The 21671-nt window shown below is 67.7% G+C and carries 20 protein-coding genes and 1 pseudogene; 17 read left to right on the top strand and 4 right to left on the bottom strand.

The annotated features are described in order from the left end of the window. The first annotated feature begins 207 nt into the window (after positions 1-207). Positions 208-831, top strand: coding sequence for a superoxide dismutase (locus ACLIVD_RS01855; protein WP_012691075.1), 624 nt, complete (start codon positions 208-210; stop codon positions 829-831). Between the two features lie 115 nt (positions 832-946). Then, positions 947-2386 carry an amidase gene (locus tag ACLIVD_RS01850; RefSeq protein WP_477950824.1) on the top strand — a complete coding sequence of 480 codons (1440 nt, stop codon included), beginning with the start codon at positions 947-949 and terminating at the stop codon, positions 2384-2386. Positions 2387-2389: 3 nt separating this feature from the next. Here ACLIVD_RS01850 and ACLIVD_RS01845 read toward each other — a convergent pair whose 3' ends face one another. Further along, a complete protein-coding gene (locus ACLIVD_RS01845; protein ID WP_317569617.1) occupies positions 2390-3739 on the bottom strand; it encodes a YhgE/Pip domain-containing protein in 1350 nt (449 codons plus the stop codon). 199 nt (positions 3740-3938) lie between these two features. Here ACLIVD_RS01845 and ACLIVD_RS01840 point away from each other — a divergent pair, with 199 nt between their 5' ends. The 5 genes from ACLIVD_RS01840 (at position 3939) to ACLIVD_RS01820 (ending at position 9014) form a co-directional block, all read left to right on the top strand. Beyond that, entirely contained in the window at positions 3939-4466 is a 528-nt protein-coding gene (locus tag ACLIVD_RS01840) for a hypothetical protein (protein ID WP_005248897.1), read from the top strand. A 276-nt stretch (positions 4467-4742) separates the two neighbouring features. Next, positions 4743-5453, top strand: a complete 711-nt coding sequence (locus ACLIVD_RS01835) for a TMEM165/GDT1 family protein (protein WP_491931845.1) — start codon at positions 4743-4745, stop codon at positions 5451-5453. Positions 5454-5535: 82 nt separating this feature from the next. Then, positions 5536-7212 (top strand): NAD(P)/FAD-dependent oxidoreductase, encoded by a 1677-nt coding sequence (locus ACLIVD_RS01830; protein ID WP_491931844.1) that lies wholly within the window; start codon positions 5536-5538, stop codon positions 7210-7212. Between the two features lie 13 nt (positions 7213-7225). After that, entirely contained in the window at positions 7226-8674 is a 1449-nt protein-coding gene (locus ACLIVD_RS01825; RefSeq protein WP_491931843.1) for an ATP-binding protein, read from the top strand. Next, on the top strand, positions 8667-9014 hold the full coding sequence (locus ACLIVD_RS01820) for a UBP-type zinc finger domain-containing protein (RefSeq protein WP_418341925.1): 348 nt from the start codon (positions 8667-8669) through the stop codon (positions 9012-9014). The genes ACLIVD_RS01825 and ACLIVD_RS01820 overlap by 8 nt, the downstream gene beginning before the upstream one ends. A 9-nt stretch (positions 9015-9023) precedes the next feature. Here ACLIVD_RS01820 and ACLIVD_RS01815 read toward each other — a convergent pair whose 3' ends face one another. Continuing rightward, positions 9024-9371, bottom strand: a complete 348-nt coding sequence (locus ACLIVD_RS01815) for a hypothetical protein (protein ID WP_317569621.1) — start codon at positions 9369-9371, stop codon at positions 9024-9026. Positions 9372-9539: 168 nt separating this feature from the next. Here ACLIVD_RS01815 and ACLIVD_RS01810 point away from each other — a divergent pair, with 168 nt between their 5' ends. The 6 genes and pseudogenes from ACLIVD_RS01810 to ACLIVD_RS01785 all read left to right on the top strand — a co-directional run bounded on the left by ACLIVD_RS01810 (position 9540) and on the right by ACLIVD_RS01785 (position 16759). Next, positions 9540-10307: an SDR family NAD(P)-dependent oxidoreductase gene (locus ACLIVD_RS01810; RefSeq protein WP_005562584.1), complete on the top strand. Its 768-nt coding sequence runs from the start codon at positions 9540-9542 to the stop codon at positions 10305-10307. 88 nt (positions 10308-10395) lie between these two features. Continuing rightward, complete coding sequence (locus ACLIVD_RS01805) at positions 10396-11025, top strand: class I SAM-dependent methyltransferase (protein ID WP_491931842.1); 630 nt, start codon at positions 10396-10398, stop codon at positions 11023-11025. A gap of 469 nt (positions 11026-11494) precedes the next feature. Further along, positions 11495-13313: pseudogene (locus ACLIVD_RS01800) on the top strand (zinc ribbon domain-containing protein). Between the two features lie 38 nt (positions 13314-13351). Further along, a complete protein-coding gene (locus ACLIVD_RS01795) occupies positions 13352-13687 on the top strand; it encodes a hypothetical protein (RefSeq protein ID WP_105422240.1) in 336 nt (111 codons plus the stop codon). Beyond that, complete coding sequence (locus ACLIVD_RS01790; protein ID WP_491931841.1) at positions 13684-15969, top strand: TPR repeat domain-containing protein; 2286 nt, start codon at positions 13684-13686, stop codon at positions 15967-15969. Before ACLIVD_RS01795 ends, ACLIVD_RS01790 begins: the two co-directional genes overlap by 4 nt. Positions 15970-16081: 112 nt before the next feature. After that, complete coding sequence (locus tag ACLIVD_RS01785) at positions 16082-16759, top strand: hypothetical protein (protein ID WP_283332599.1); 678 nt, start codon at positions 16082-16084, stop codon at positions 16757-16759. A 51-nt stretch (positions 16760-16810) separates the two neighbouring features. Here the strand turns inward: ACLIVD_RS01785 and ACLIVD_RS01780 are convergent, their stop codons facing one another. After that, the gene (locus ACLIVD_RS01780) at positions 16811-17485 is read right to left on the bottom strand and encodes a YoaK family protein (RefSeq protein WP_280781924.1); all 675 of its coding nucleotides are present in this window, start codon (positions 17483-17485) and stop codon (positions 16811-16813) included. A gap of 36 nt (positions 17486-17521) precedes the next feature. After that, positions 17522-19078, bottom strand: coding sequence for a TM0106 family RecB-like putative nuclease (locus tag ACLIVD_RS01775; protein WP_491931840.1), 1557 nt, complete (start codon positions 19076-19078; stop codon positions 17522-17524). A 162-nt stretch (positions 19079-19240) separates the two neighbouring features. Between ACLIVD_RS01775 and ACLIVD_RS01770 the strand changes: the two genes are divergently transcribed. Genes ACLIVD_RS01770 through ACLIVD_RS01755 form a run of 4 tightly spaced genes read left to right on the top strand, consistent with a single transcriptional unit; the run spans position 19241 to position 21670 of the window. Then, positions 19241-19894, top strand: coding sequence for a DUF6474 family protein (locus ACLIVD_RS01770; RefSeq protein WP_280781925.1), 654 nt, complete (start codon positions 19241-19243; stop codon positions 19892-19894). A gap of 18 nt (positions 19895-19912) precedes the next feature. After that, positions 19913-20431, top strand: coding sequence for a hypothetical protein (locus ACLIVD_RS01765; protein WP_009760487.1), 519 nt, complete (start codon positions 19913-19915; stop codon positions 20429-20431). 40 nt (positions 20432-20471) lie between these two features. Continuing rightward, positions 20472-21140 carry a YcnI family copper-binding membrane protein gene (locus tag ACLIVD_RS01760; RefSeq protein WP_009760486.1) on the top strand — a complete coding sequence of 223 codons (669 nt, stop codon included), beginning with the start codon at positions 20472-20474 and terminating at the stop codon, positions 21138-21140. Next, complete coding sequence (locus ACLIVD_RS01755; protein ID WP_477952433.1) at positions 21137-21670, top strand: copper resistance CopC family protein; 534 nt, start codon at positions 21137-21139, stop codon at positions 21668-21670. The genes ACLIVD_RS01760 and ACLIVD_RS01755 overlap by 4 nt, the downstream gene beginning before the upstream one ends. Position 21671 lies beyond the last annotated feature (1 nt).

Here is a 21671-nt window from a genome sequence, read left to right as displayed (position 1 = left end):
AGTGTCACCTCGTCAGCATTTTTTCGGGTGCCCGAACTTTCCTGTGAGGGAATCGCTCGGTGACCCCAACTGTTGCGCAGGGTGTACCAATGAGATTGGGTATATACCCGAGAACGATTCGCCAAAGGCGGGTGTCAGACGCGTGCCCACGTGTCGTCGGCACCCGGAAACACAAGGGCTCACACGCCCATAGATGAAGGGACCCTCGTGTCTGTTTACACGCTGCCGGAACTCCCGTACGACTACGCAGCTCTCGAGCCGCACATCTCCGGCAAGATCATGGAACTGCATCACGACAAGCATCACGCCGCGTACGTGACCGGTGCCAACACGGCCCTCGACAAGCTGGCCGAGCTCCGCGAGTCGGACACCCTGCCCGCCGTGGTCAACCTGCACGAGAAGAACCTCGCCTTCCACTTGGGCGGCCACACCAACCACACGGTCTTCTGGAACAACCTCTCGCCCGACGGTGGCGACAAGCCGACCGGTGAGCTCGCTGCCGCGATCGACGACCAGTTCGGCGGTTTCGACGCGTTCCGCAACCACTTCTCGGCCAACGCCAACGCCATCCAGGGCTCCGGCTGGTCCATCCTGGCCTGGGACTCCATCGGCCAGCGCCTGCTCATCGTCCAGCTGTACGACCAGCAGGGCAACATCCCGATCGGCCTCACGCCGCTGCTGCTCCTCGACATGTGGGAGCACGCCTTCTACCTCGACTACCAGAACGTCAAGGGCGACTACGTAAAGGCCTTCTGGAACATCGTGAACTGGGCGGACGTTGCCGCTCGTTTCGAGAAGGCACGCACGCAGACCGCGGGCCTGATCGTCTAGTTTCCTCTCCGCAGCCACGGGCGCACGGACCACTCTCGGGTGTGTGCGTGCGCCCGTGCTCGTTTCGGGTCCGGAATTCCTTCCGAGCAGGCCGAGCGTCCAATAGGCTTCGGAAGTGACCGAGTTCAGCAACCCCGCCCGGGACGACACCGTCGTCCACGCCTTCCGCGACGACGCGCTCGGCGACCTCGACGCCACCGGCCTCGCGGCACGGATCGCCGCGGGAGAGGTGTCGATTCGCGAGGTGACGGAGGCGGCGATCGCGCGCGCCGAGTCGGTCGGACCCGCCCTGAACGCCCTGGCATTCGCCGACTTCGACCGTGCACTGACGGAAGCGGACCGCCCACACGAGGGCGCCTTCGCGGGGGTGCCGACCGTCGTCAAGGACAACGTCGACGTCGCGGGCCTGCCCACGCAGCACGGCAGCGTCGCCTTCGCCGCACAGCCCGCCCGGGTCGACAGCGACTTCGTCACGCAATATCTGTCCACAGGTGTGCTCTCGCTGGGGAAGAGCCGGCTCCCCGAGTTCGGGTTCAGCGCGTCCACCGAGTTCATGGACGCCGAGGCCGTGCACAATCCGTGGAATCCCGCCTTCTCGCCGGGAGCGTCCTCGGGTGGTTCGGCCGCACTCGTCGCTGCGGGTGTCGTGCCGATCGCGCACGCCAACGACGGCGGCGGCTCCATCCGCATACCCGCGGCCGCGTGTGGGCTCGTCGGCCTGAAACCGTCCCGCGGGCGGACGGTCCCCGACGCCATGGACAAGACGTTGCCGATCCGGATCATCGCGCAGGGCGCCGTCACCCGCTCGGTGCGGGACACCGCACGGTGGATGGCGTCCGCCGAACGCTACTACCGCAATCCGGCGCTGCCACCCATCCGGTTGGTCGAGGGGCCGAGCAGCACCCGGCTGAAGGTCGGGTTGGTGGTCGATTCGGTCACCGCCTCCCGCACGGACGACGAGACGCGCAAGTCGGTCCACGCGACCGCCGATCTGCTGGCCGACCTCGGGCACCACGTCGAGGAGTGCCCGATGCCGGTGAACTCCTCGTTCGTCGAAGACTTCTGCATCTACTGGGGATTCCTGTCGTTCGTCATCTCCAGCAACGGCAAGCGGATGCTCGGACCGGACTTCGACCGCGACGCCACCGACAATCTGACGCGCGGACTCGCCGCGATGTACCGCAGGAACATCGCGAAGACTCCGCGGGTGCTCTACCGGTTGCGGCGCACGTACCGTGAGTACGCGCAGATCTTCCAGAAGTACGACGTCATCCTGTCGCCCACCCTGGCTCACACGACGCCGGAGCTCGGATACCTCTCGCCGACACAGAGTTTCGAGGAGTTGTTCGACAAGCTGATCGCCTACACGGCGTTCACGCCGCTCAACAATGCTTCGGGCGGACCGGCCATCTCGCTGCCGCTGCACGAGACGTCCCGCGGCCTGCCGCTGGCGTCGCACTTCTCCGCCGACCACGGCGACGAGCGGACACTGCTCGAGTTGGCGTTCGAGCTCGAGCAGGCCACACCGTGGCGTCGTATCCAGGACGCCCGCTGACGGTCAAGCCCTGCGCCGCAGGCCCATCCACACGACGGCACCCGCCAGCAGCACGGTGGTGATCCCGAAGCCGACGGCGAGGTGCTCGGCGGTGAGGATCGGTGACGGCGCGGACAGTGTGCGGGTCACCGCGACCGGTTCGGCGAGCACCGTCGCCAACTGGTTCTGCTGAGCCGCCGTGCGCACCGGCATCGCCGCGACACCGTTGTTGAGGTCGGTGGACAGCTGCCCCGACAACGTCTTCAGCTTCGCGAACCCGTCGACGATCTGCGAGGTGGCACCTTCGAGCATCTCCGGTGCCTGATCGGCGATCGGGACGATACCGTCGTTCAGTTGCCGTGCCCCGCTGCTCAGCTGATTGCTGGCGTCGGTGAGCTGACCCATCGCAACGCGCACGAGTTCGCCCAGGTCCGTGTCGGGACCGACTCCTCCGCCCAGCAGACCGGGCACCGAACCCAGCTGTGCGGAGAACAGATCGAGGTCGGCACTGACCTGCCGGAGCGACGGGACCACGTCCGATGCAACGGGAGTGGCGTCGAGAACGCGGATCGCCTCGTCGATTCCGGTGCGCATCCGGGTGGCGCTGTCGTTCGCTTCGCCCAGCGTCAGCCCCAGCGCGCTCAACCGGTCCGCGAGGTCGTCGGCCGTTCCCGACGTCTGGTCGACCACGCCCGCCACCTGGTCGGCGACGCCCAGCAGTTGCACCGAGCCGGAGCGTGCCTTCTCGAGATATGGGAGCAGAGTGTCGGCGCCCTCTGTGAGCTGTTGTGCCGCATCGTCCGCCGCCGCCGTGCCGGCTGCGAGGAACCCGGCTGTCATTCCCGCCTGCTGGAACCGCGTCCGCGACGAGGACATGTCCGCCAGCAGATCCGTGATGCCGTCCGCGCCGATCTGGGACGACACCACTCCGGAGAGTTCCTCGGACGCACCGGTGTCGGAACCCGCGACGTCGAGGTCGAGGGTCGCCTGCCGTGGCTTCGCGCCCCACACCGAGGACACCGCCTCGCTGAAGTCTTCGGGCACGGTCACCGTGGCGAACCAGTCGCCGTCCGCCGCCGCGTCCGCGTCGACCACCTTCCAGTCGAAGGCCTCGTTCGCCTCGAGCTTCTCGATGAGGGTGTCGCTCGCACGCACCGGTTTTCCGTCCACGGTGGCGCCGGCGTCGGTGTTGACGATGGCCACGGTCCGGCTGTCTGCCGCGCTGTCACCGAGGAACACGTACCCGAGTCCCCCCGCGGACGCCAGGACCAGACCGGCCATGGTGGCCGCGGCGACGCGCCGCGAAGTGAGGACCTTTCGCGTCGACTCGGTTCGGGCGTGATTCGCGGAATTCCGTGCGCGCTCAGAGGTCATTCCGGTGAGGGTAGGTGGCTTTCGTAGCGGCACATTGTGACCATTCTGAGGATTCTCTGAGATGTTCGTCCGCGTGAAGACCCGTTAGCACTCCCCTGCTCTTGTGTGCCAGGCACTGTCGGGCGCATTCTTCAAGTACCCAACGAGGTGTGCAGAACGAATCATGTTCGAAGCGTGTCATCACACCGAGGAGGCAGAGATGAACAGGGACGGCTACATCGGCATCTCGCCCTTCCAGGCCGCGGGTACTTTGCGGGGATTCGTCATTTCCGGGCGCTGGCCCGACACCACCAAGGAATGGGCCCAGTTGCTCGCGCTCGCCGTGCGGGTGGCGTGCGTTCCGGGGCTGCTCCACACCACGACCGTCTTCGGCGCGCACGAGGACCTGCCCGAGGAGCCCGAACCCGAGACCGTCGGCCTCGTGGTGGCCGAGGGCACAGTTCTCGGGGAGTTCGCGCTCGCTCCCGGCCGCTTCGCGGATCATCAGCCGCCTGCGCTGATGATGCTGCACCCGCCGTCCGAGACGACCCCGTCGCTCCCGGAGTGCGCGGGCGCCGCGTCGGGCTGTGTCCTGCTCCCCGGACTCCCCCACCTGGGGCTGGAACACCGGGCGGCATGGGTGGAGGCAGAAGCGGACGGGACGGTGACGTCCATGGTCAGCCGGGTCGGTATCGACCCGATCAGCGATCCCGACACTGCCGTTTTGGCCATGCTGCTGGCCTCGTGAGGGTACCCGAAGTTTCTGCGGTCGGTGCCCCAAACTTATTGCCGCCTTTGCCTTTTCAAATAAGTCACGCTAACGTTACGGACATCGAAGGGGAGTAGCCCCCAATCGCCTGTGTCGACATACCGGCTCGTTGCTTCACCGCACCGGACCCGGCCTGGCGAACCGCCGCCGGATCACTCGGCGCCGGTGGGCGAGACCTTCGGCCGGACAGACGTACCCGCGTCTGCCAGGCCGGAGGAATCCACCCGTCATCCTCCGACCGACCACAGGAGGAGGATGCCCGTGCTGACCGCCGCACTACTGAGCTTCGGCGTGATCTTCGTCGCCGAACTGGGAGACAAATCCCAGCTGATGGCGATGACGTTCGCCCTGCGCTACCGCTGGTGGGTCGTGATCGCCGGCATCACCGTCGCGACCACCGGGGTCCACCTGGTGTCCGTCGCCGTCGGCCACTACCTCGGTGTCGCGCTCCCGACCGCGGCGATCAGCATCGTCGGCGGTGCGGCCTTCCTGATCTTCGGTGCGTGGACGCTGCGCGGCGACGACCTCAGCGAGGACGAGCAGCTCAAGGCAGGGCGGGCCACCCGCTCGGCGTTCCTGGCCGTCACGTCCGCCTTCTTCCTCGCCGAACTCGGCGACAAGACGATGCTCGCCACCATCACCCTCGCCACCGACCACGACACCATCGGGGTGTGGATCGGCTCGACCGTCGGCATGGTCGCGGCCGACGCCCTGGCCATCGTCGTCGGCGCCGTGCTGGGTAAGCATCTGCCCGAGAGTGTCATCCGCATCGGCGCGGCCGTTCTGTTCTTCGCGTTCGGCATCTGGTTGCTGCTCGAGGGTCTGCTCCCCGGCAACGTGGCCGGACCGATCGCCGGCGCCGCCGTCGTCGTTCTGGCGCTGGCCGGTGCGGCCGGTCGCGCAGTGTGGTCCCGGCGCCGCCGCGGTGCCGCGGCAGAACCCGAACAGATGCAGCACCAGGACTGAACCCGGTCGACAAAGACGCGCCCTCGGGCAATACTCGGAAGCCTTGGAGTACCTCGCAGTTCTCACGGACGAGAGGGCGTGTGTGAACCATCCCGTAGCGAGCGGCAAGCCTGCGATTCTCACCGTCGACGACGATCCCGGGGTCTCGCGCGCCGTCGCCCGCGATCTGCGGCGCCGATACGGTGAGAAGTACCGGATCATCCGCGCCGAATCCGGCGAGTCCGCACTCGACGCGATGAAGCAGATGAAGCTGCGCGGGGATCCCGTCGCGGCGATCCTCGCGGACTACCGGATGCCGTCGATGAGCGGGATCGAGTTCCTCGAGAAGGCCATGGACCTGTATCCGGTCGCGCGGCGCGTGCTGCTCACGGCCTACGCCGACACCGACGCGGCCATCGAGGCGATCAACGTCATCGACCTCGACCACTACCTGCTCAAACCGTGGGACCCGCCCGAGGAGAAGCTGTACCCGGTGGTCGACGCCCTGCTCGAGGCGTGGGCGTCGTCGGATCATCACCCCGCCGAGGAGACGAAGGTCGTGGGTCATCGCTGGGCGCCGCGGTCCTCGGAAGTGCGCGAGTTCCTGGCCCGCAACCAGCTGTCGTACCGCTGGTACATGTCGGACGAGCCGGAAGGCGGTCGGCTGCTCACCGCCGCAGGCGAGGACGGCCGGCGACTGCCCGTGGTGATCTGTTCCGACGGCGAATGCCTGGTGGAGCCGTCGGACACCGAACTGGGACGGCATCTCGGACTCCGGACCGACCCGTCGGAGAACTTCTACGACCTCGTCGTCGTCGGCGGCGGACCGGCCGGCCTGGGCGCCGCCGTCTACGGCGCCTCGGAGGGTCTGCGCACCGCCCTGATCGAACGGACCGCAACCGGCGGGCAGGCGGGTCAGAGTTCCCGCATCGAGAACTACCTCGGTTTCCCCGACGGCGTGTCCGGCGCGCAGCTCGCCGAACGGGCCCGCAGGCAGGCCACCCGATTCGGGGCCGAACTGATCACCACCCGCGATGTGGTGGCGCTCGAGGTCAACGGATCGGCGCGGACCGTCCGGTTCGCGGACGGCGACACCATCGACGCGCACACGGTGATCCTGGCGACCGGCGTCTCCTACCGGCGTCACCCCGCTCCCGGAGTCGACGACCTCACCGGTCGCGGCGTCTACTACGGATCCGCCGTCACCGAGGCCGCCCGCTGCACCGACCAGGACGTCTACATCGTCGGCGGGGCCAACTCCGCCGGACAGGCGGCGGTCTACCTGTCGCGGGGCGCCCGGTCGGTCACCATCGTCGTCCGGGCGCAGTCGCTCGAGGATTCGATGTCGTACTACCTCGTCCAGCAGATCGAACGGAACCCGCGCATCCGCGTCCGGCCGTGCACCGAGGTGATTGGCGTCGAGGGCGAGGGTCACCTCGAGAAGGTCCGGCTGCGCAACAACGCGACCGGCGACGAGGAGACCGTCGACGCCGGGTTCCTGTTCCTGTTCATCGGCGCCGCCCCGCGGACCGAATGGCTCGAGGGTGTCGTCGCGCGGGACGAGAACGGGTTCGTCGTGTCCGGACCCGACCTCGTCGTCGACGGGAAACCACCGAGCGGCTGGCCCCTCGACCGTCTCCCCCATCACCTCGAGACGAGCGTCCCGGGGATCTTCGCGGCGGGCGACGTGCGCTCCGAATCGGCGAAGCGGGTGGCGTCGGCGGTCGGCGAAGGCGCCATGGCCGTGATGCTCGTCCACCGCTACATCGGCCGACCGTGACCAGGGGCAGACCATGACCCAACTCCCGTGCAATCCCCCCGAGCTGAGGACGTTGTTCCTCTTCGAGAAGCTCACCGACCACCAGCTCGAGCAGCTCTGCGAGAAAGGGCACGTCGAACTGATCGAACCCGGCCCCGTGTTCGCGGAAGGTGAGGTCGCGACGTGCTTCTACGTGCTGATCGAAGGCGAGCTCGTGCTGAGCAAACTGTCGGGCGGCGAGGAGATCGAGTTCAGCCGGACGTCCCAGCGCGGCGTGTACTCCGGGGCCTGGCAGTCGTATCTCGGCGACCGCGCACCCCAGACGTACACCGCGTCGATGCGCGTCACCGCCCCGTCGAAGTTCTTCGTCCTCGACGCCGACCGCTTCGGGCAGCTGATGCGCGAGTGGTTCCCGATGGCCGTGCACCTGCTGGAGGGGCTGTTCTTCGGCAACCAGAACGCGAAGCAGGTCGTCGATCAGCGGGAACGCCTCCTCGCGCTGGGGTCGCTGTCGGCGGGGCTCACACACGAGCTCAACAACCCGGCGGCCGCCGCGGTCCGGGCGACGGCGTCGCTGCGCGACCGGGTGTCGCACATGCGGCAGAAACTGGGCGTGATCGCCTCGGGCGTGTACGACCGGCAGGCGCTGGCCACGTTGATCCGGTTGCAGGAGGAAACAGCCGAACTGGTCGCGAAGGCGCCGACGCTGACCCCGCTCGAAGCGTCCGACCGCGAGGACGAACTCGGCGACTGGTTCGACGACCACGGCGTCTCCGAGGGCTGGGACCTGGCGCCCACGTTCGTGCAGGCAGGTCTCGACGTGCCGTGGCTCGAGCGGATCGTCGCCAGCGTCGACGACGAATCGATGGTCGAGAGCGCGATCCGCTGGCTCAACTACACCATCGAGACCGAACTGCTGATGAACGAGATCGCCGACTCGACCGCCCGGGTCTCCACCCTGGTGAACGCAGCGAAACAGTACTCGCAGATGGACCGTGCCCCCTACCAGCGCGTCGATCTGCGGGAACTGCTCGACAGCTCGCTGGTGATGCTCGGCCGCAAGATCGGCGACTCCGTCACGGTGGTGAAGGAGTACGACCCGACGCTGCCGCAGATCCCGGCGTACGCCGCGGAACTCAACCAGGTGTGGACGAACCTCATCGACAACGCCGTCGCCGCCATGGACGGCCACGGCACCCTCACCGTCCGCACCCGCCGCGACGGCGACATTGCCCTCATCGAGATCGGCGACACCGGACCGGGTGTGCCCGAAGAGATCCGGTCGCGCATCTTCGAACCGTTCTTCACGACGAAACCCGTGGGTGAGGGAACCGGACTCGGCCTCGACATCTCGTGGCGGATCGTCGTGAAGAAACATCGCGGCGACCTGCGCGTGGAGTCCGAACCGGGCGACACCCGGTTTCAGGTCCGCATTCCGATCGAACCCGAAGTCGCAGCAGCGGAAGGAGCCTCAGATGGGTGAGCTGGAGGGAATCGACCCGAGCGTGCCGCCGAGCGGAGAGGGGTGCGCCGAGTGCGACAGCGACGGCGGGTGGTGGGTGCACCTGCGCCGGTGCGCCCAGTGCGGCCATATCGGTTGCTGCGACTCCTCCCCGGAACAGCACGCCACCAAGCACGCCGCCGACACCGGGCACCCCGTCGTGCGGAGTTTCGAACCGGGCGAGAACTGGTTCTGGAACTACGCCACCGAGATTGCCTTCGAAGGCCCCGATCTTGCCCCGCCGCAACATCATCCGATCGACCAGACCGTCCCCGGTCCCGCCCCTCGGGTTCCGGCGGACTGGCAGGCGCACATTCACTGACGCGAGTGGTCAGAGTTGCTCGAGGCGGTGTGCCGTCGCCGCATCCTGCTCGTCGTACCGGGCGAGCGCCGCTTCGAACGTCGCCTTCAGATCCAGCGCGTAACGCTCGTGCGCCGCGAACGTCCCGACCGCCGAGTTCTCGACAGCGACGCCCGGGCCGCCGATCGCCGTCGCCCGGAACCGGGCTGCCAGGTCTGCCGCCGACCGCAGGTGGGTTTCGCCGAGACCGAAGCTCTCGGGCGCGAGTTCGCGATGCGCTCGCTCTCGCAGGTCCTGCATGTCGGCAGCCAACACCTCGCACGCGGCGATGCACCGCACCAACGCGTCGCGATCCACTTCGAGCCGGTCCTCGCTCATCCGTCCCCCTACGGTCCTGCGCGTCCCCTGATCCGCGCGAGAAGACAAACTACCCGGTCCCCCGCCCACCACGTTTCCCTCGCTGCTGCCGTCACACCGAGCGGGCGTTATGGTGCAGGTCACCAGGGTCGGCCAACGGAGGCCGCCGGGAAAGTAAGGATGCGAACTGTGGAAATTCAGGGAACCGCCGCACTGGTCACCGGAGCAGCCTCGGGCCTCGGCGCCGCCACCGCCAAGCGTCTCGCCGACGCCGGAGCCACCGTGTTCGGACTCGACCTGCAGCAGTCCATCGAGCGCGCCGGCGACAACGTCCCCGACGGCGTGACCCTCCTCGCCACCGACGTCACCAGCGGTGACGAGGTCCAGGCCGCGATCGAGAAGATCGTCGAATCGGGTCTGCCGCTGCGCATCGTCGTCAACTGTGCCGGCGTCGGCTGGGCCGGGCGCATCCTGTCGAAGAAGGGCCCCCACGACCTCGAACTGTTCCGCACCGTCATCACGGTCAACCTGCTCGGCACGTTCAACGTCATGCGCCTCGCCGCCGACGCCATCGCCAAGACCGACACCGTCGACGAGTCCGGGCAGCGCGGCGTCATCATCAACACCGCATCCGTCGCCGCGTTCGAGGGCCAGATCGGGCAGATCGCGTACTCCGCGTCCAAGGGTGGCGTGCACGGCATGACCGTCCCCGCCGCCCGCGACCTCGCGCAGTTCGGCATCCGCGTCAACACCATCGCCCCCGGCATCATCGACACCCCGATGCTCGCCGGCGTCACCGACGAATACCGCAAGGGCCTCGAAGCGGGCGTGCCGTTCCCCTCGCGCCTCGGTCAGCCCGCAGAGTATGCCCAACTCGCCCAGATGATCGTCGAACACGACTACCTCAACGGTGAGACCATTCGTATGGACGGCGCTCTGCGCATGGCGCCGCGGTAGGCGGCTCCGCCACCCGTGCGCCTTTCTGGTTGCTCCAACTACCACAAAGGCGCACGGGGCGCGAAGCGCCCTTCGCTGGGAGGTGGGCATGGGGTTCTACTCGGACCGGATCGTTCCGCGGCTCGTCGACATCAGTTGCGGGATGAAGTTCACGGAGCCGACGCGACGACGCGTCTGCGCCGGTCTGCACGGGCGCGTGGTGGAGATCGGATTCGGCTCGGGTCTCAACGTCCCGTTCTACCCGGCCGCCGTCGATTCGGTGAGCGCCGTCGAACCCGCCGACCTCGGCTGGAAGCTGGCGGGCAAACGGCTGGCGGCGTCGACGACACCGGTCGAGCGGTCCGGTCTGGACGGCCAGTCACTCCCCTTCCCGGACAACAGTTTCGACACCGCACTGTCGACGTGGACGATGTGCACCATCCCGGACGTCGACGCCGCACTCCGGGAGGTCCGACGCGTCCTGAAACCTGGCGGCATACTGCATTTCGTCGAGCACGGTCTCGCGCCGGACGCCAACGTCCAGCGGTGGCAGCGCCGGCTCGAACCGATCCAGAAGGCCGTCGCCGGTGGGTGCCACCTCACCCGCGACATTCCCACCCTCGTGACGAACGCCGGATTCGACGTCCAGGACCTCGACCGGTTCTACGAGACATCCGCGCCGAAGATCGTCGGCGCCTATTCCCTCGGAGTTGCGGCTTCGCCACCCGTGCGCGGTTGAGGAGTCCAGGGACTCGTCGGGCACGCACGGGACGCTAGGCTTCCCGCTGTTGATCGAAATTCCATGACTATCTCGTAGTATCTACTACTTTCTGCGGCAGGCGGATTGGGGAGGCCGCGGAGTACCTGGGCACGTCGGTGGCTAGTGTGCGTTCGGCGGCGTCGGAGGGTCGGTTGCGGGTTTCGGCGTACCGGTGCGGGACATCAGGTGTTTGATCGCGTGGATCTGGACGTCTACCCGGGCAGGCGCGCGTCGGGTTCGGTGGCGGTGGCGCCGGCCGGGGTGGAGGCGCAGTGTTACCGGGTTCCTGTCTCCACCGGGCAAGAGGCATCGCTGGAGAACCGGGAGAAGACGCTGCGGGATAGTGCCGGTGGTGTCGCTTCCCGGCCGGTGCCGCCGGCTGCGCTCGCAGCGGAATCGGCGCAGGCGCCGGGGCGATGCCGCAGCCCGGTTGGGGTCGGGGTAACCGATGAGTACCAGCGGGGATCGTCGGACTGCGGTTGCGGCGCGGCAGTTTTCGGTGACCACCCGCGCCCATGTGGCGGTCGACGACGCGACCGGCGAGCCGATCGGCCTCGACGACGTCGACACCCGGGTGGGGTGGCTGCTCGACCTGATCACCGCGGCCGGCGCCCGGGTTGGTGTCGCGGCTGTGGCAGCCGGCGACGTTCGATGTGCTCGCCGCCGGCCGTGACCGGCAGGACCGCAGGCTGCCCGCGCAAGGTCATGTCGCCGCGGCCCGTCTCGGCTGGACTCCGATCTACCCGGACGGGGTCTATGTGCCGTCGCGGGTGAGCCGGGTGGTGACGGCGCAGGTGGTCGCGACCTTGCGGACCCTGGCCTATCGGGACACCGCGATCACGGCACTGTCGGCCCGATTCGATCCGGCCACCGGGGTTGTGTCCCCGCCGACCGGGCCGGGCGACGATGTACCCTCGGGTTTCGCTCGAGGAGTGCGACGCCAGCTCGCCGCACGCTTACGCAGGGACGGCGGGGCACCGGCCGGCCCGTTGCGGATCACCGAAATACAGGAACCACCCCGGATGGCGGCGATGGCCCAACTGTCGGCCGCCGATCAGCAACTCGCGCAGATCACCGTGGCAGACCGTGAGCTGGTGTTGACGGTGAAGTTGCCGACCTGCCCCGCCCCGGCGGGGCGGGCGCAGTGGCGCAGTGTCCGACTGACCGCGACCATCCCTGCGCATCTGTACGGCAGGGCGATCACTGATTGGCATCTGCCGACCCTGGTCCTCGACCGCCGGGGCCTGCTGTGGCGGTGCGCCGCGACCGCACTCGTCCCGGCAGCCGCCCTGAACTCGGCCACGATCGCTGTGGGGGTGGATTGGTCACCGACCACTCTGGGTGCCGCCGCCATCGTGGCAGAGGGTTCCGGCGGGTTGTCCTCAGATTACCGGGGTTGGACCTACGACGACCGCGGCCTCGGGATCAAACTGGCCCGCCTGCAGGCCGAAGGCCAGCTGCTGCACCGCAAGGCGGCCCGGTTGACACGGCTGGCCGCCACCGCTCTACCGGAGGTCCGCGCCGAGTTGCAGGCGAAGATCGCCGTCCTCGACGAGCATCGCACGGCGGTGGGTATCAAGAGGGGGAGGATCAACCGGGAACTGGCCTTCGACTTCGCCCGCCAGGTCACCGACTACGCCGCCGCAGCCGGCGCGCAGGTGATCGCGGTGGAGAATCTCACCACCCTCGAGACCCGCGGACACGGACAGGTCAACAACAATCGGGCCGCGCAGTCCGCCCGCCGCCAAGCCGTCGCCGCCCTCGCCCACACCGCCGCCGGTGCCGGCATCACGGTGGTCTCGGTGCCCGCCCGAGGCTCCTCCGCACAGTGTCCGGGCTGCAACGAACCGCTTGCACGTCCCGGCGGCTATCACGACGCGTGGTGCCCACGTTGCCGGGTCGGCGGCAACCGGGACCACGTGGCGGGGGTGAACCTGGCCAAACGCGCGCTGCTCGCCAGAAACAAGGTCACCCGGCGGCGTGGTCAGATGCCTACGATCCGGGTCGCCGAGCATGCGCCGGTGCGCAAGTGCCGGGACAAGAACAATCCCACCCCGAGCAGAGCACGGCATCGCCGGGTCCGCCACAGCCTCCCTGCCGCAACACCGTGGTTGGGGGTGACTCCGAAACAGCATGTTCCTGCACCACAAGCGTCGGTGTGGGACACGGTCAAACCCACACCACCGCACGGTGATGCGGGTAGCCGTGACACACATACACCTCTACAGTCTGCTAAACGAGTGGCAGATAGTATGAGATCTATGTAGACGCTGCTCTCGATTCGTGAACAGACGAGGGGGGCTTCGTGGGAACGTTGAAAGCTGATCTGGATGAGCTCGAAAAGCTGGGGGGAACCTTGCACGGGCTGGCCGACGAGGCGAGCGGTTTGAGAACCGGCCCGGCGGCGGGACCGTTCATGTCGAGCGTGGGGGGCGTGATGTCCTCGGTCGTCGAGGCGGCCGGGATCTCGGCGGATCTCGTTGATGGAGCGCTTGTCCCAGCGATCAAGGAAAGACTCGGCGAGACCGGGGACGTGATGATCCACGTTGCGCAGGAGTACCGCAGCCAGGACGAATCGTCGGCCGACCGATTCGTTACTGCCTACACGAACGCAACGGGCGACTGGAGCGGTGACGCATGAGCATCACCCGGACCCAGATCGAATCCTGGAATCCCTCGACGCTGAACGAGATCGGTGACGCCTGGATCGCCCTCGGCACCAAGGTCGAAGATCTCTTCACTCGATACGTCGACGGCGTGACCAAGGTCAACGACGCCTACTGGGAGGGTAAGACCGCCGAGGCCGCCCAGAACAGAGCGAACGCCGACAAGAAGACAGCCCTTGTGGTGGTGGATCAACTCGAAGCTCTCGCCAACCGCGCGAAACAGGGTTTCCACGATGTGGACGCGCCCCTGCAGCGCGCACGGATGGCGATCACGGCCGCGGAGTCTGCGGGTTTCCGTGTAGCCGACGACTTGACCGTCACCGATCCCGCGAACCCCGATCCCGACAACGATCGCGTGACCGAGATGACCGGATGGCAACGCGAGATCGTCGACGCGGCGTCGGCGACGGAGACCGCCGACGCGAGCGTCATGGCTGCGCTCAATTCGGCTCGCGACGGATTACGGGCCACCTTCACTTCAGCCGCGGCACTGGGCTCCGATCAAGGCGCGTCCGATGGGACGCAACTCGTGTCCGATCCCGCCGGAATGGATCCAGAGCAGGTCCGGCGGCTGATTGAGGCCGGGGAACTGACACCCGAACAACTCGACGCCGTGAACTCCGGCAACACCGCGACAGTCCCTGCGTCTCAGATGGAGTATCTAACCCAGATCAGCCGGTCGCTGGATGGAAAAAGCCCGCAGGAGATCCAGCAGATCATCGACCAACTGCCCCCGGATTCGGGGCGCGCCCTGGCGAACTCACTCCAGATCGTGTCGAACGACAAGGTCACCGCCACCGTCACAGGCGACTCGCAGGTGCCGACCAACGGCGGCCTGAACCTGCTACCCGACAAGATGCGCGAATCGCTGACCCGCGACGACCTCGTGAACCGCGATTTCAAGATGGTCGGATCCACCGGCGCAGCCAGCGTCGAACTGAACGGTGTCGCCGACAACCAGGCCATCGCGCACATCGTCCAGGCCGGCGATGCGCAATACAAGAACGGCAGCAGCCTCGATCAGCACCTGCTGGAGGTGGGTCGCCAGTACCTCGACGCCCAGGTTGCGCACGAGCAGAACCCCAACCACACGTTCGAGTACTTCACAGTCGACGGTCGAGGTACCGAGAACACGGCGATCACCGAAAGCATCTTCACCGCCGTCGGCGACGACAAGATCGCCGTCGAGAACGCTGTCACCCATCCCGACACCGGCCAGAACCTGGTTCGCGACGTCCTCACGCACAACTGGTCCGACAACGGGCAATCGGCAGCATCGATGTTCCAGTTCGGCGTCGCCGAGGCCACAGTCGAGGACCCCGACAATCGAGCCGACGTCGTATCCGCCACACGCAGCGGGCAGATCATGTCGGCCGTCGCCGAGAACATGAGTACCGACTGGGACACGCTGAGGGGAATACCCGGAACCAACGGGCAATCCGTCGGGGAGATCAATGCGGACCTCCTTCGGACCGTGTCTCAGAGCATGAGTCCGTACATCGGCGATCTCGCGGGTGCCGGCAGACCGGAGAACCCCGGATTCGACATCGGCACTTGGGCAGACCCGGCCGACAACAACCACTTCGGCGGCTCGTCGAACGTCGTCGCCGTCATGAACACCGACCCGGAGGCGGGTACACATTTCACCCAGTCCTCGATGCAGGAAATCCTCGCCGCCGAGGGCCAGTACGCGCACGACCCGTCGGCACCCCTGGCCGGTGGCGACCTCTCCGCCGCCGGCCGAATCCACGGCCTCATGGACCGGGGGCTACTCCTCTCGACCGAGGACAGCTACAGCGACAAGGCCGAGCAGGCGCAGGCCATCTACGACCGCAAGGCCGCGGCCTACGGTGCGCTCACCAGCGTCGGCTCCGTAGGCCTGGACCGACTGCCCGGCGGGGAGTTCATCAACACCATGATCGACGCCGGCGGCGACCCGTTGAAGGACGCCATCATCGGCAAAGCGCCGGGGCCGGCACCATCCGTTCCCCTGGAGGCTCCTGACTTCTACCGCGACTACTACAACATCATCCGAGCCGCACCCGTTCTTCCCGAGTCATTCCGTCAGGAGTACCCATGGGCGTTCGACGGGTCCGGAAATCTCCTGTCGTGGGATGACGTGAGGTCGAATCCCGACCTGGATCTGCGGATGAAAGATGGTTACCAAGACATGTTCAACCATCTCGGAGATCCCGCTGACGGCAATGGCGAGCGCATCCGAAACGGGTACGACGATGTGGTCCGCAATGACGGGTAACCGCGGAGCGCGGATCGGGTGGTCAGCGGCGGCGACGCTGATGCTCGCATCAGGATGCGGGACGAACCCGAGCAATGAACCGGCACCGGCACCAGCCGCACAAGGACGAGAAGTGCTGTATTCCAACGTCTGGTCAGCCGATCAGGGGATCGACCTGTTCGGCCGGGGCGCCGAATTGGTACGAGCAAGCTACGAGGCCGGCGACTACACGGCATTCGTGGGTCTCGAGAACTCGTATCCAGGTTTCGGCAGAGCGGTGGGTGGCGAGGCTCATCATGGTGATCCCGACATCGAGTCCTTCATGACCGCACTCGAACCCGAGAACGATTCGCAGGCTCCGGGAACGAGCTTCGCGCATATCAGTGCCTATGAGTCCACCGAGACCACACTTGCGGCAACGGTGTGCAATTACTACCTTTTCCCGCAGAACGGTACGAATATCTCGCTCAATCCACTCAACATGGCGTTCCGGGTCGAACTCGAGCGCACTGCCGACGACCCCGGACAGCCGGGTGTTCCTGACACCGACCCCGCCCAGCAGGATCCCCGCGCGCATCGGGTACCGACGTGGAATGTGTTCGAGGGCTGGAAGATCACCAAGCTCCATTACCTGCGTCGGCTGAATGGTGATGTCATTCCACAGGGCTGCACGGACTGGTGGCAGCAGCAGTTCCCGGCGTTCGCCCCGAATGCGTCCGGCAACCTCGTGCCGCCTGCCGGGTTCGAACCGCCGACCATGCCTGTTGCCGTGCAGTATCCGGAGTGGATCGGGCCCGCGAATTCCGAGTAGCCGGCTTCGCCGCCCGTGCGCGGTTGAGGAGTCCAGGCACTCGTCGACCGCTCACAGGCGGCGGCGCCGCCTGTCGTCGATGTAGAACAGCACGAGGGCTCCACACAGGAGGGCGGCGGGGATCCAGGCGGCGGATCCGCCGAAGTAGCGGGTGGCGAATGCTCCGACGACGGCCCCACCGGCGAAGCTGCTGACGATGGCGGCGTACACCCGGGTGTGCTGACGCGATTCGGGGACCTTCTCGATGAATCCGGCATACGCCGACTCGGTGAACCGCATGAGGTTGCCGGTGGTGGCGACGGCGATGTACGACAGCGACCCGATGGTGCGGAACAGGCCGAACTGCATGGCCGCGACGAACGCAATGGGAACGGTGACCAGCGCATTGGGGACGTTTGCGGGAACGAACGCGACCGCGACGAGTACGACGATCTGCGCGACCATGGCGATCCGTATCGGGTGGTCGAAGACGCTGTGGGCGAGTTCGCTCTTGAGCAGGTGTGCGAACGCGACACCGACGATGAACGCGAGGATCGGCCACAGGTGGGCCCGGGCGGCGTGGAAGTGACGCTCCGACAGGTCGATGGCCATGAGGATGACGTTGCCGGTCTGGGCGTTCGCGAAGACGCCGCCGCGGCTGATGTAGGTGTAGGCGTCGAGGAAGCCGCCCGCGGCGGTGAGGAGCAGAGCGAACCGCAGCGTCGTGGATGTCTTCGGCACCTCCACCTGACCACCCCTACCGAATCGGGCCTGCTTTGCAGCCTAGAGGTCGGACGCGAGCGCGATCTCCTTCTCGGCCCGATCCGACATCCATTCGCGCAGTACTTTCGTGGCGATGACGTCGTCCTCGTTGTATTGCAGCAGTCGTTCGCGCTGGGTGAGGTCGGGTTCGCCGTCGTAGCCGACGGCTTCGCGGTACCAGCTCATCGACGCTTCACCGCTGGCGTCGGCGTCGCGCCACCGGAATCCGGCGACCGGGGCGATCTTCTTGAGGCCCTTGCCGCCCGGGCAGATGAACTGGTCGCTGATGGCCTGGTAGATGTCGACCCATTGTGGGCTGTCGATGAATTCCCGGATCTCGGCCTCGGTGGGGATGCCGGGTGTCCCGGCGAACCGGCGGGCGGAGTCCAGCAACCATTTGTCCTCCGCGGACCGCGAATAGCAGTACGCGGCGAAGGTTCTGCCGCTCAGCGCCGCCGCTTCCCGCTCGGCCATCAGCCACGTCCAGAATTCGGCGAACGACCGCGCCTCGTCCTGCGTCGGCACCGGGTCCCAGCTGACGAACGGCCGGTACGCCGACACCCCGTCCACGTTGAGCAGCGTGCCCCACAGGTAGGCGCCGTGTTCCTGGTAGCTCTCCATGTCGACGTCGACCTCGACGTCCGCGCGGGTCACCCGGATCTCCGGGAACCGTCGCACCAGCGGTGCTCCCGCGAGCCACGCCTTCGCGGTGACGACGGCGTCCTCGAACGCGCCGTGCGGCCAGTCCTCGAGCGGTTCGCGGTCCCACGCCGCGAGGTCGTCGATGGTGTGGCAGCCCGCGTCGCGCAGCATGTCGGCGCGGGAACCGGTGGCCACCAGGCTCACGTCGTGTGTCTGGGTCAACTGTTCCTCGCACCCGGGCCACCACGGGCAGGAACGGCATTCGCCGATCCTCGACGGCACGGTCGCCGATTCCCCGCGGGCGACGGCGAGCCGGTCGGCGAAGCGTTCGTCGTAGTCGTCGAGGATGGTGGTGAGGTCGTGCACGAAGATGACATCGGAGCCGTAGCCGATCGCACCGGCCACCAGGGCCGGACTCGCGAACCCGTGCCGCTCGAGCATCCGATACACCTGCGCGACGCGCATCTGGTCGCGGACCTGACCGCGCGGCTTCCGCGTCGCGTCCTCCCGCGGTCGCCACTCGAACATGTCCGACGTCAGCGCGCCGCGGCCGGGATCGGTGACCTTGTGGTTGACGACGATCACGGGGATGTACCCGCCGTGGTCCTCGTCACGGATGAGGATCTCGCAGCGCGCCCGCCGGCCGGCGTCCCGGTCGAGTGGGAGCACGGCTCCCCAGATGCGGTCGGCGCCCGCCTCGCACGCGGCCAGGGTGTCCTCGGCCCGCAGGCGCAGGCTCTGCTCGGTGTCGATCTGCACCCACCGTTCCGGTGCGTGGCCGGTGAGGATCCGGCGGACGTCTTCACGCTTGGCGGCGGCGGCATCCTGACGCTGGCGGACGCCCGGATCCTCGGGCGCGGCCGCGAGTTGGTCGGGGAACGCCGCATCGAGGTGCACCCGGTGGCGGCACCGCGTCAGTGCGCTGGCATCGATCACCGTCCCCGACGCCTTTCCGGGAGAGGCGTCGGGTTCTGATTGCTGACCGATATGGGAACACACGATGACGAAGATTATGTGCTCCCCTAGGCTGATCCCGAAGCACCGGATGCAGTTGGTAGCGTGGGCTGCGCTGAAACACCAGGAAAAGGGGTCTTTTCGATGGGGTTGTTCAAGAAACGTAAGTCCCGAGCCACCCGCAAGGCGGAAGCCAAGGCACTCAGGCACAAGGCCGGAGTGGAGGCGAAGCTGAGCGCGAAGAACGAACGGAAGCGCGACAAGCAGTCCGCCAAGGCCGGCCGCAAGCTCGAGGCTGCCGAGCTGAAGTCACTGAAGAAGGTCGAGAAGGCTCAGATCGCTGCGCTGAAGGCCGAGGAGAAGGCCGCGGCCCAGAAGGGTTTCACGGTCGCCGCCGTCCGCAAGTACCTCGGTGTCGCACGCCTGCTGACGCCGGTGCTGCTGCCGATCGCCTACCGGGCCGCCACGGTCGTGCGCGGGCAGATCGATGCCCGCCGTGCCGACCGGATGGGCGTCGACATCGACCAGCTCGCCAACTTCACCGGGCACGGCGCCAAGCTCAGCGCCCGCATCGCCGGTGCCGAAAGCTCCACCACGGAGATCCTCGGGCAGAAGCCGGACGACGCGGAGACGCAGAAGTTCGCCGCCGCGATCCGTGAGCGCCTCGGTGATCTGAGCACCGCCGTCCGCGCGGCCGAGCAGATGCCGCAGGCCCGCCGCAAGGCCGCTCATCACGCCATCTCGTCCGAACTCGACGGAGTCGAAGCCGATCTCCTCGCCCGCCTCGGCGTGCGCTGAACGACCCGACCCACCGCAATGTCCCCTGCCCGCCCCGCCGCGACCGCCACCCTTCGGGGCTCGGCGGTCGGCGCGCTCGTGGCCGCTCTCGCGGTCGCCGCGCACGGCATCGGCGGGGGCGGCCTCCCCGAATCCGCCGCGCTGACCCTGCTGCTCGTCACGTGCAGCGGTGTCGGTGCGGTCACCGCGCAACTGCCCGCCCGCTTCCACGGACCGCTCGCGCTGATGGGTGCCCTCGGTGTCGGCCAGGTGGCCGGACACTTCGCACTGACGCTCACCTCGCACGTGCACTCGGTGGTCCCGGCCTTGCCGATGCTCGCCGCGCACGCGGCCGCCACCGCGATCTGCGCCCTGCTGGTCGCGAACGCCGAGCGTCTGTACGGCCCCCTCGTTCACGTCTGGCGGGTGGTGCTCCGCGGCGCACCGCAGCCCGTCTCGGCGGTGACCACGGCACACGTCCCCGCGCGTCCCGCGAATCCCGTGGTCGCCCTGCTGCGCGCGAGCATTTCGCGTCGCGGTCCCCCGGTCCCGGTCTGACTCTCACCTCTTCTCCGTTCAGACCCTCAAAGGACCTTCGATGAATTCCCTCGTTTCCCGTGCCCTTTTCACGGCCGGTGCCGCCGGTAGCGCCATGCTGCTCGCGGCCGGTGTCGCCGCCGCCCACGTGACCGTCGTCGCCCCCGGCGCCGAGCAGGGCGGCTACTCCGTCCTGACATTCCGCGTTCCGACCGAGTCCGAGACGGCGTCCACCACCAAGCTGACCGTCACGCTCCCCGACCTGAAGTCGGCCCGCACCACACCGCTGCCGGGGTGGACGTCCGTCGTCGAGAAGGACCCGACGTCCAAGCTCGCGAAGTCCGTGACGTGGACCGCCGACCCCGGTGTCGGTGTGGCGCCCGGCCAGTTCCAGCAGTTCGAACTGTCCGCCGGACCGCTGCCGGAGCAGGACGAGGTGTCGTTCCCGGCCGCCCAGACGTACAGCGACGGCGAGGTCGTCAACTGGGATCAGGCGGTCGGCGCCGACGGCGCGGAGCCCGACAAGCCGGCACCCACGCTCACACTGGCCGCGGCGAGCGGTGAAGACCACAGCCACGACGCGGGCGGCGCCACGACGTCCGAGGAGACCGAGACGACGGCGTCCGGCACCGACGACACCGCCCGCTGGCTGGGCGGCATCGGCCTGGTCCTCGGCGCGCTCGGTGCGGCCCTCGGCCTCGGCGCCATGGTCCGGAGCCGTCGCTCATGAGAGGACGCACCACCTTCACGTCGGTGAAGGTGATCGCGGTCGGGCTCCTGACCATGCTCGCGAGCATGCTCGGGGCCGGCACCGCGCTCGCCCATTCCGTGGTGATCAGCTCCACCCCCGAGAACGGCGCGGAGATCGCGGCCGGCCCGGAACGGGTGAGCGTCACGTTCAACGAGGCGCTGCAGGAATCGTTCGCGTCCCTCACCGTGGTGGGGCCCGACGGCAACCTGTGGACCAAGGGTGACCCCGCCGTCGAGGGGCCCACGGTTAGTGCCGAACTCGGCGAACTGGGACCGGCCGGTGTGTACACCGTCGCGTTCCGCGTCACGTCCGCCGACGGGCATCCGGTGAGCGGAACCCGCACGTTCACCCTCACCGAGGAGGGGTCGGGCACCCCCGGCGCCGCAGCGGACAGCTCGGGTGAATCCGGCAGCGGCGGAGTTCCGCTGTGGCCGTTCATCGTTGCCGGTGTGCTCGTGTTCGGCGGCGGACTGTGGTTCGCGCTCCGCAAGCCTCGCGGCGAGAACTGAG

The organism is Rhodococcus sp. G6(2025) (assembly GCF_058628105.1).
The sequence above is the reverse complement of the archived record's forward strand: the minus strand, read 5'-3'. Positions and strand labels throughout refer to the sequence as shown.

Bases quoted from the DNA above. Each gene is read 5' to 3' on its own strand.
- ACLIVD_RS01845 (WP_317569617.1), bottom strand. From the start codon at position 3,739: ATGACCTCTGAGCGCGCACGGAATTCCGCGAATCACGCCCGAACCGAG.
- ACLIVD_RS01840 (WP_005248897.1), top strand. From the start codon at position 3,939: ATGAACAGGGACGGCTACATCGGCATCTCGCCCTTCCAGGCCGCGGGT.
- ACLIVD_RS01835 (WP_491931845.1), top strand. From the start codon at position 4,743: ATGCCCGTGCTGACCGCCGCACTACTGAGCTTCGGCGTGATCTTCGTC.
- ACLIVD_RS01825 (WP_491931843.1), top strand. From the start codon at position 7,226: ATGACCCAACTCCCGTGCAATCCCCCCGAGCTGAGGACGTTGTTCCTC.
- ACLIVD_RS01820 (WP_418341925.1), top strand. From the start codon at position 8,667: ATGGGTGAGCTGGAGGGAATCGACCCGAGCGTGCCGCCGAGCGGAGAG.
- ACLIVD_RS01815 (WP_317569621.1), bottom strand. From the start codon at position 9,371: ATGAGCGAGGACCGGCTCGAAGTGGATCGCGACGCGTTGGTGCGGTGC.
- ACLIVD_RS01805 (WP_491931842.1), top strand. From the start codon at position 10,396: ATGGGGTTCTACTCGGACCGGATCGTTCCGCGGCTCGTCGACATCAGT.
- ACLIVD_RS01790 (WP_491931841.1), top strand. From the start codon at position 13,684: ATGAGCATCACCCGGACCCAGATCGAATCCTGGAATCCCTCGACGCTG.
- ACLIVD_RS01770 (WP_280781925.1), top strand. From the start codon at position 19,241: ATGGGGTTGTTCAAGAAACGTAAGTCCCGAGCCACCCGCAAGGCGGAA.
- ACLIVD_RS01765 (WP_009760487.1), top strand. From the start codon at position 19,913: ATGTCCCCTGCCCGCCCCGCCGCGACCGCCACCCTTCGGGGCTCGGCG.
- ACLIVD_RS01760 (WP_009760486.1), top strand. From the start codon at position 20,472: ATGAATTCCCTCGTTTCCCGTGCCCTTTTCACGGCCGGTGCCGCCGGT.
- ACLIVD_RS01755 (WP_477952433.1), top strand. From the start codon at position 21,137: ATGAGAGGACGCACCACCTTCACGTCGGTGAAGGTGATCGCGGTCGGG.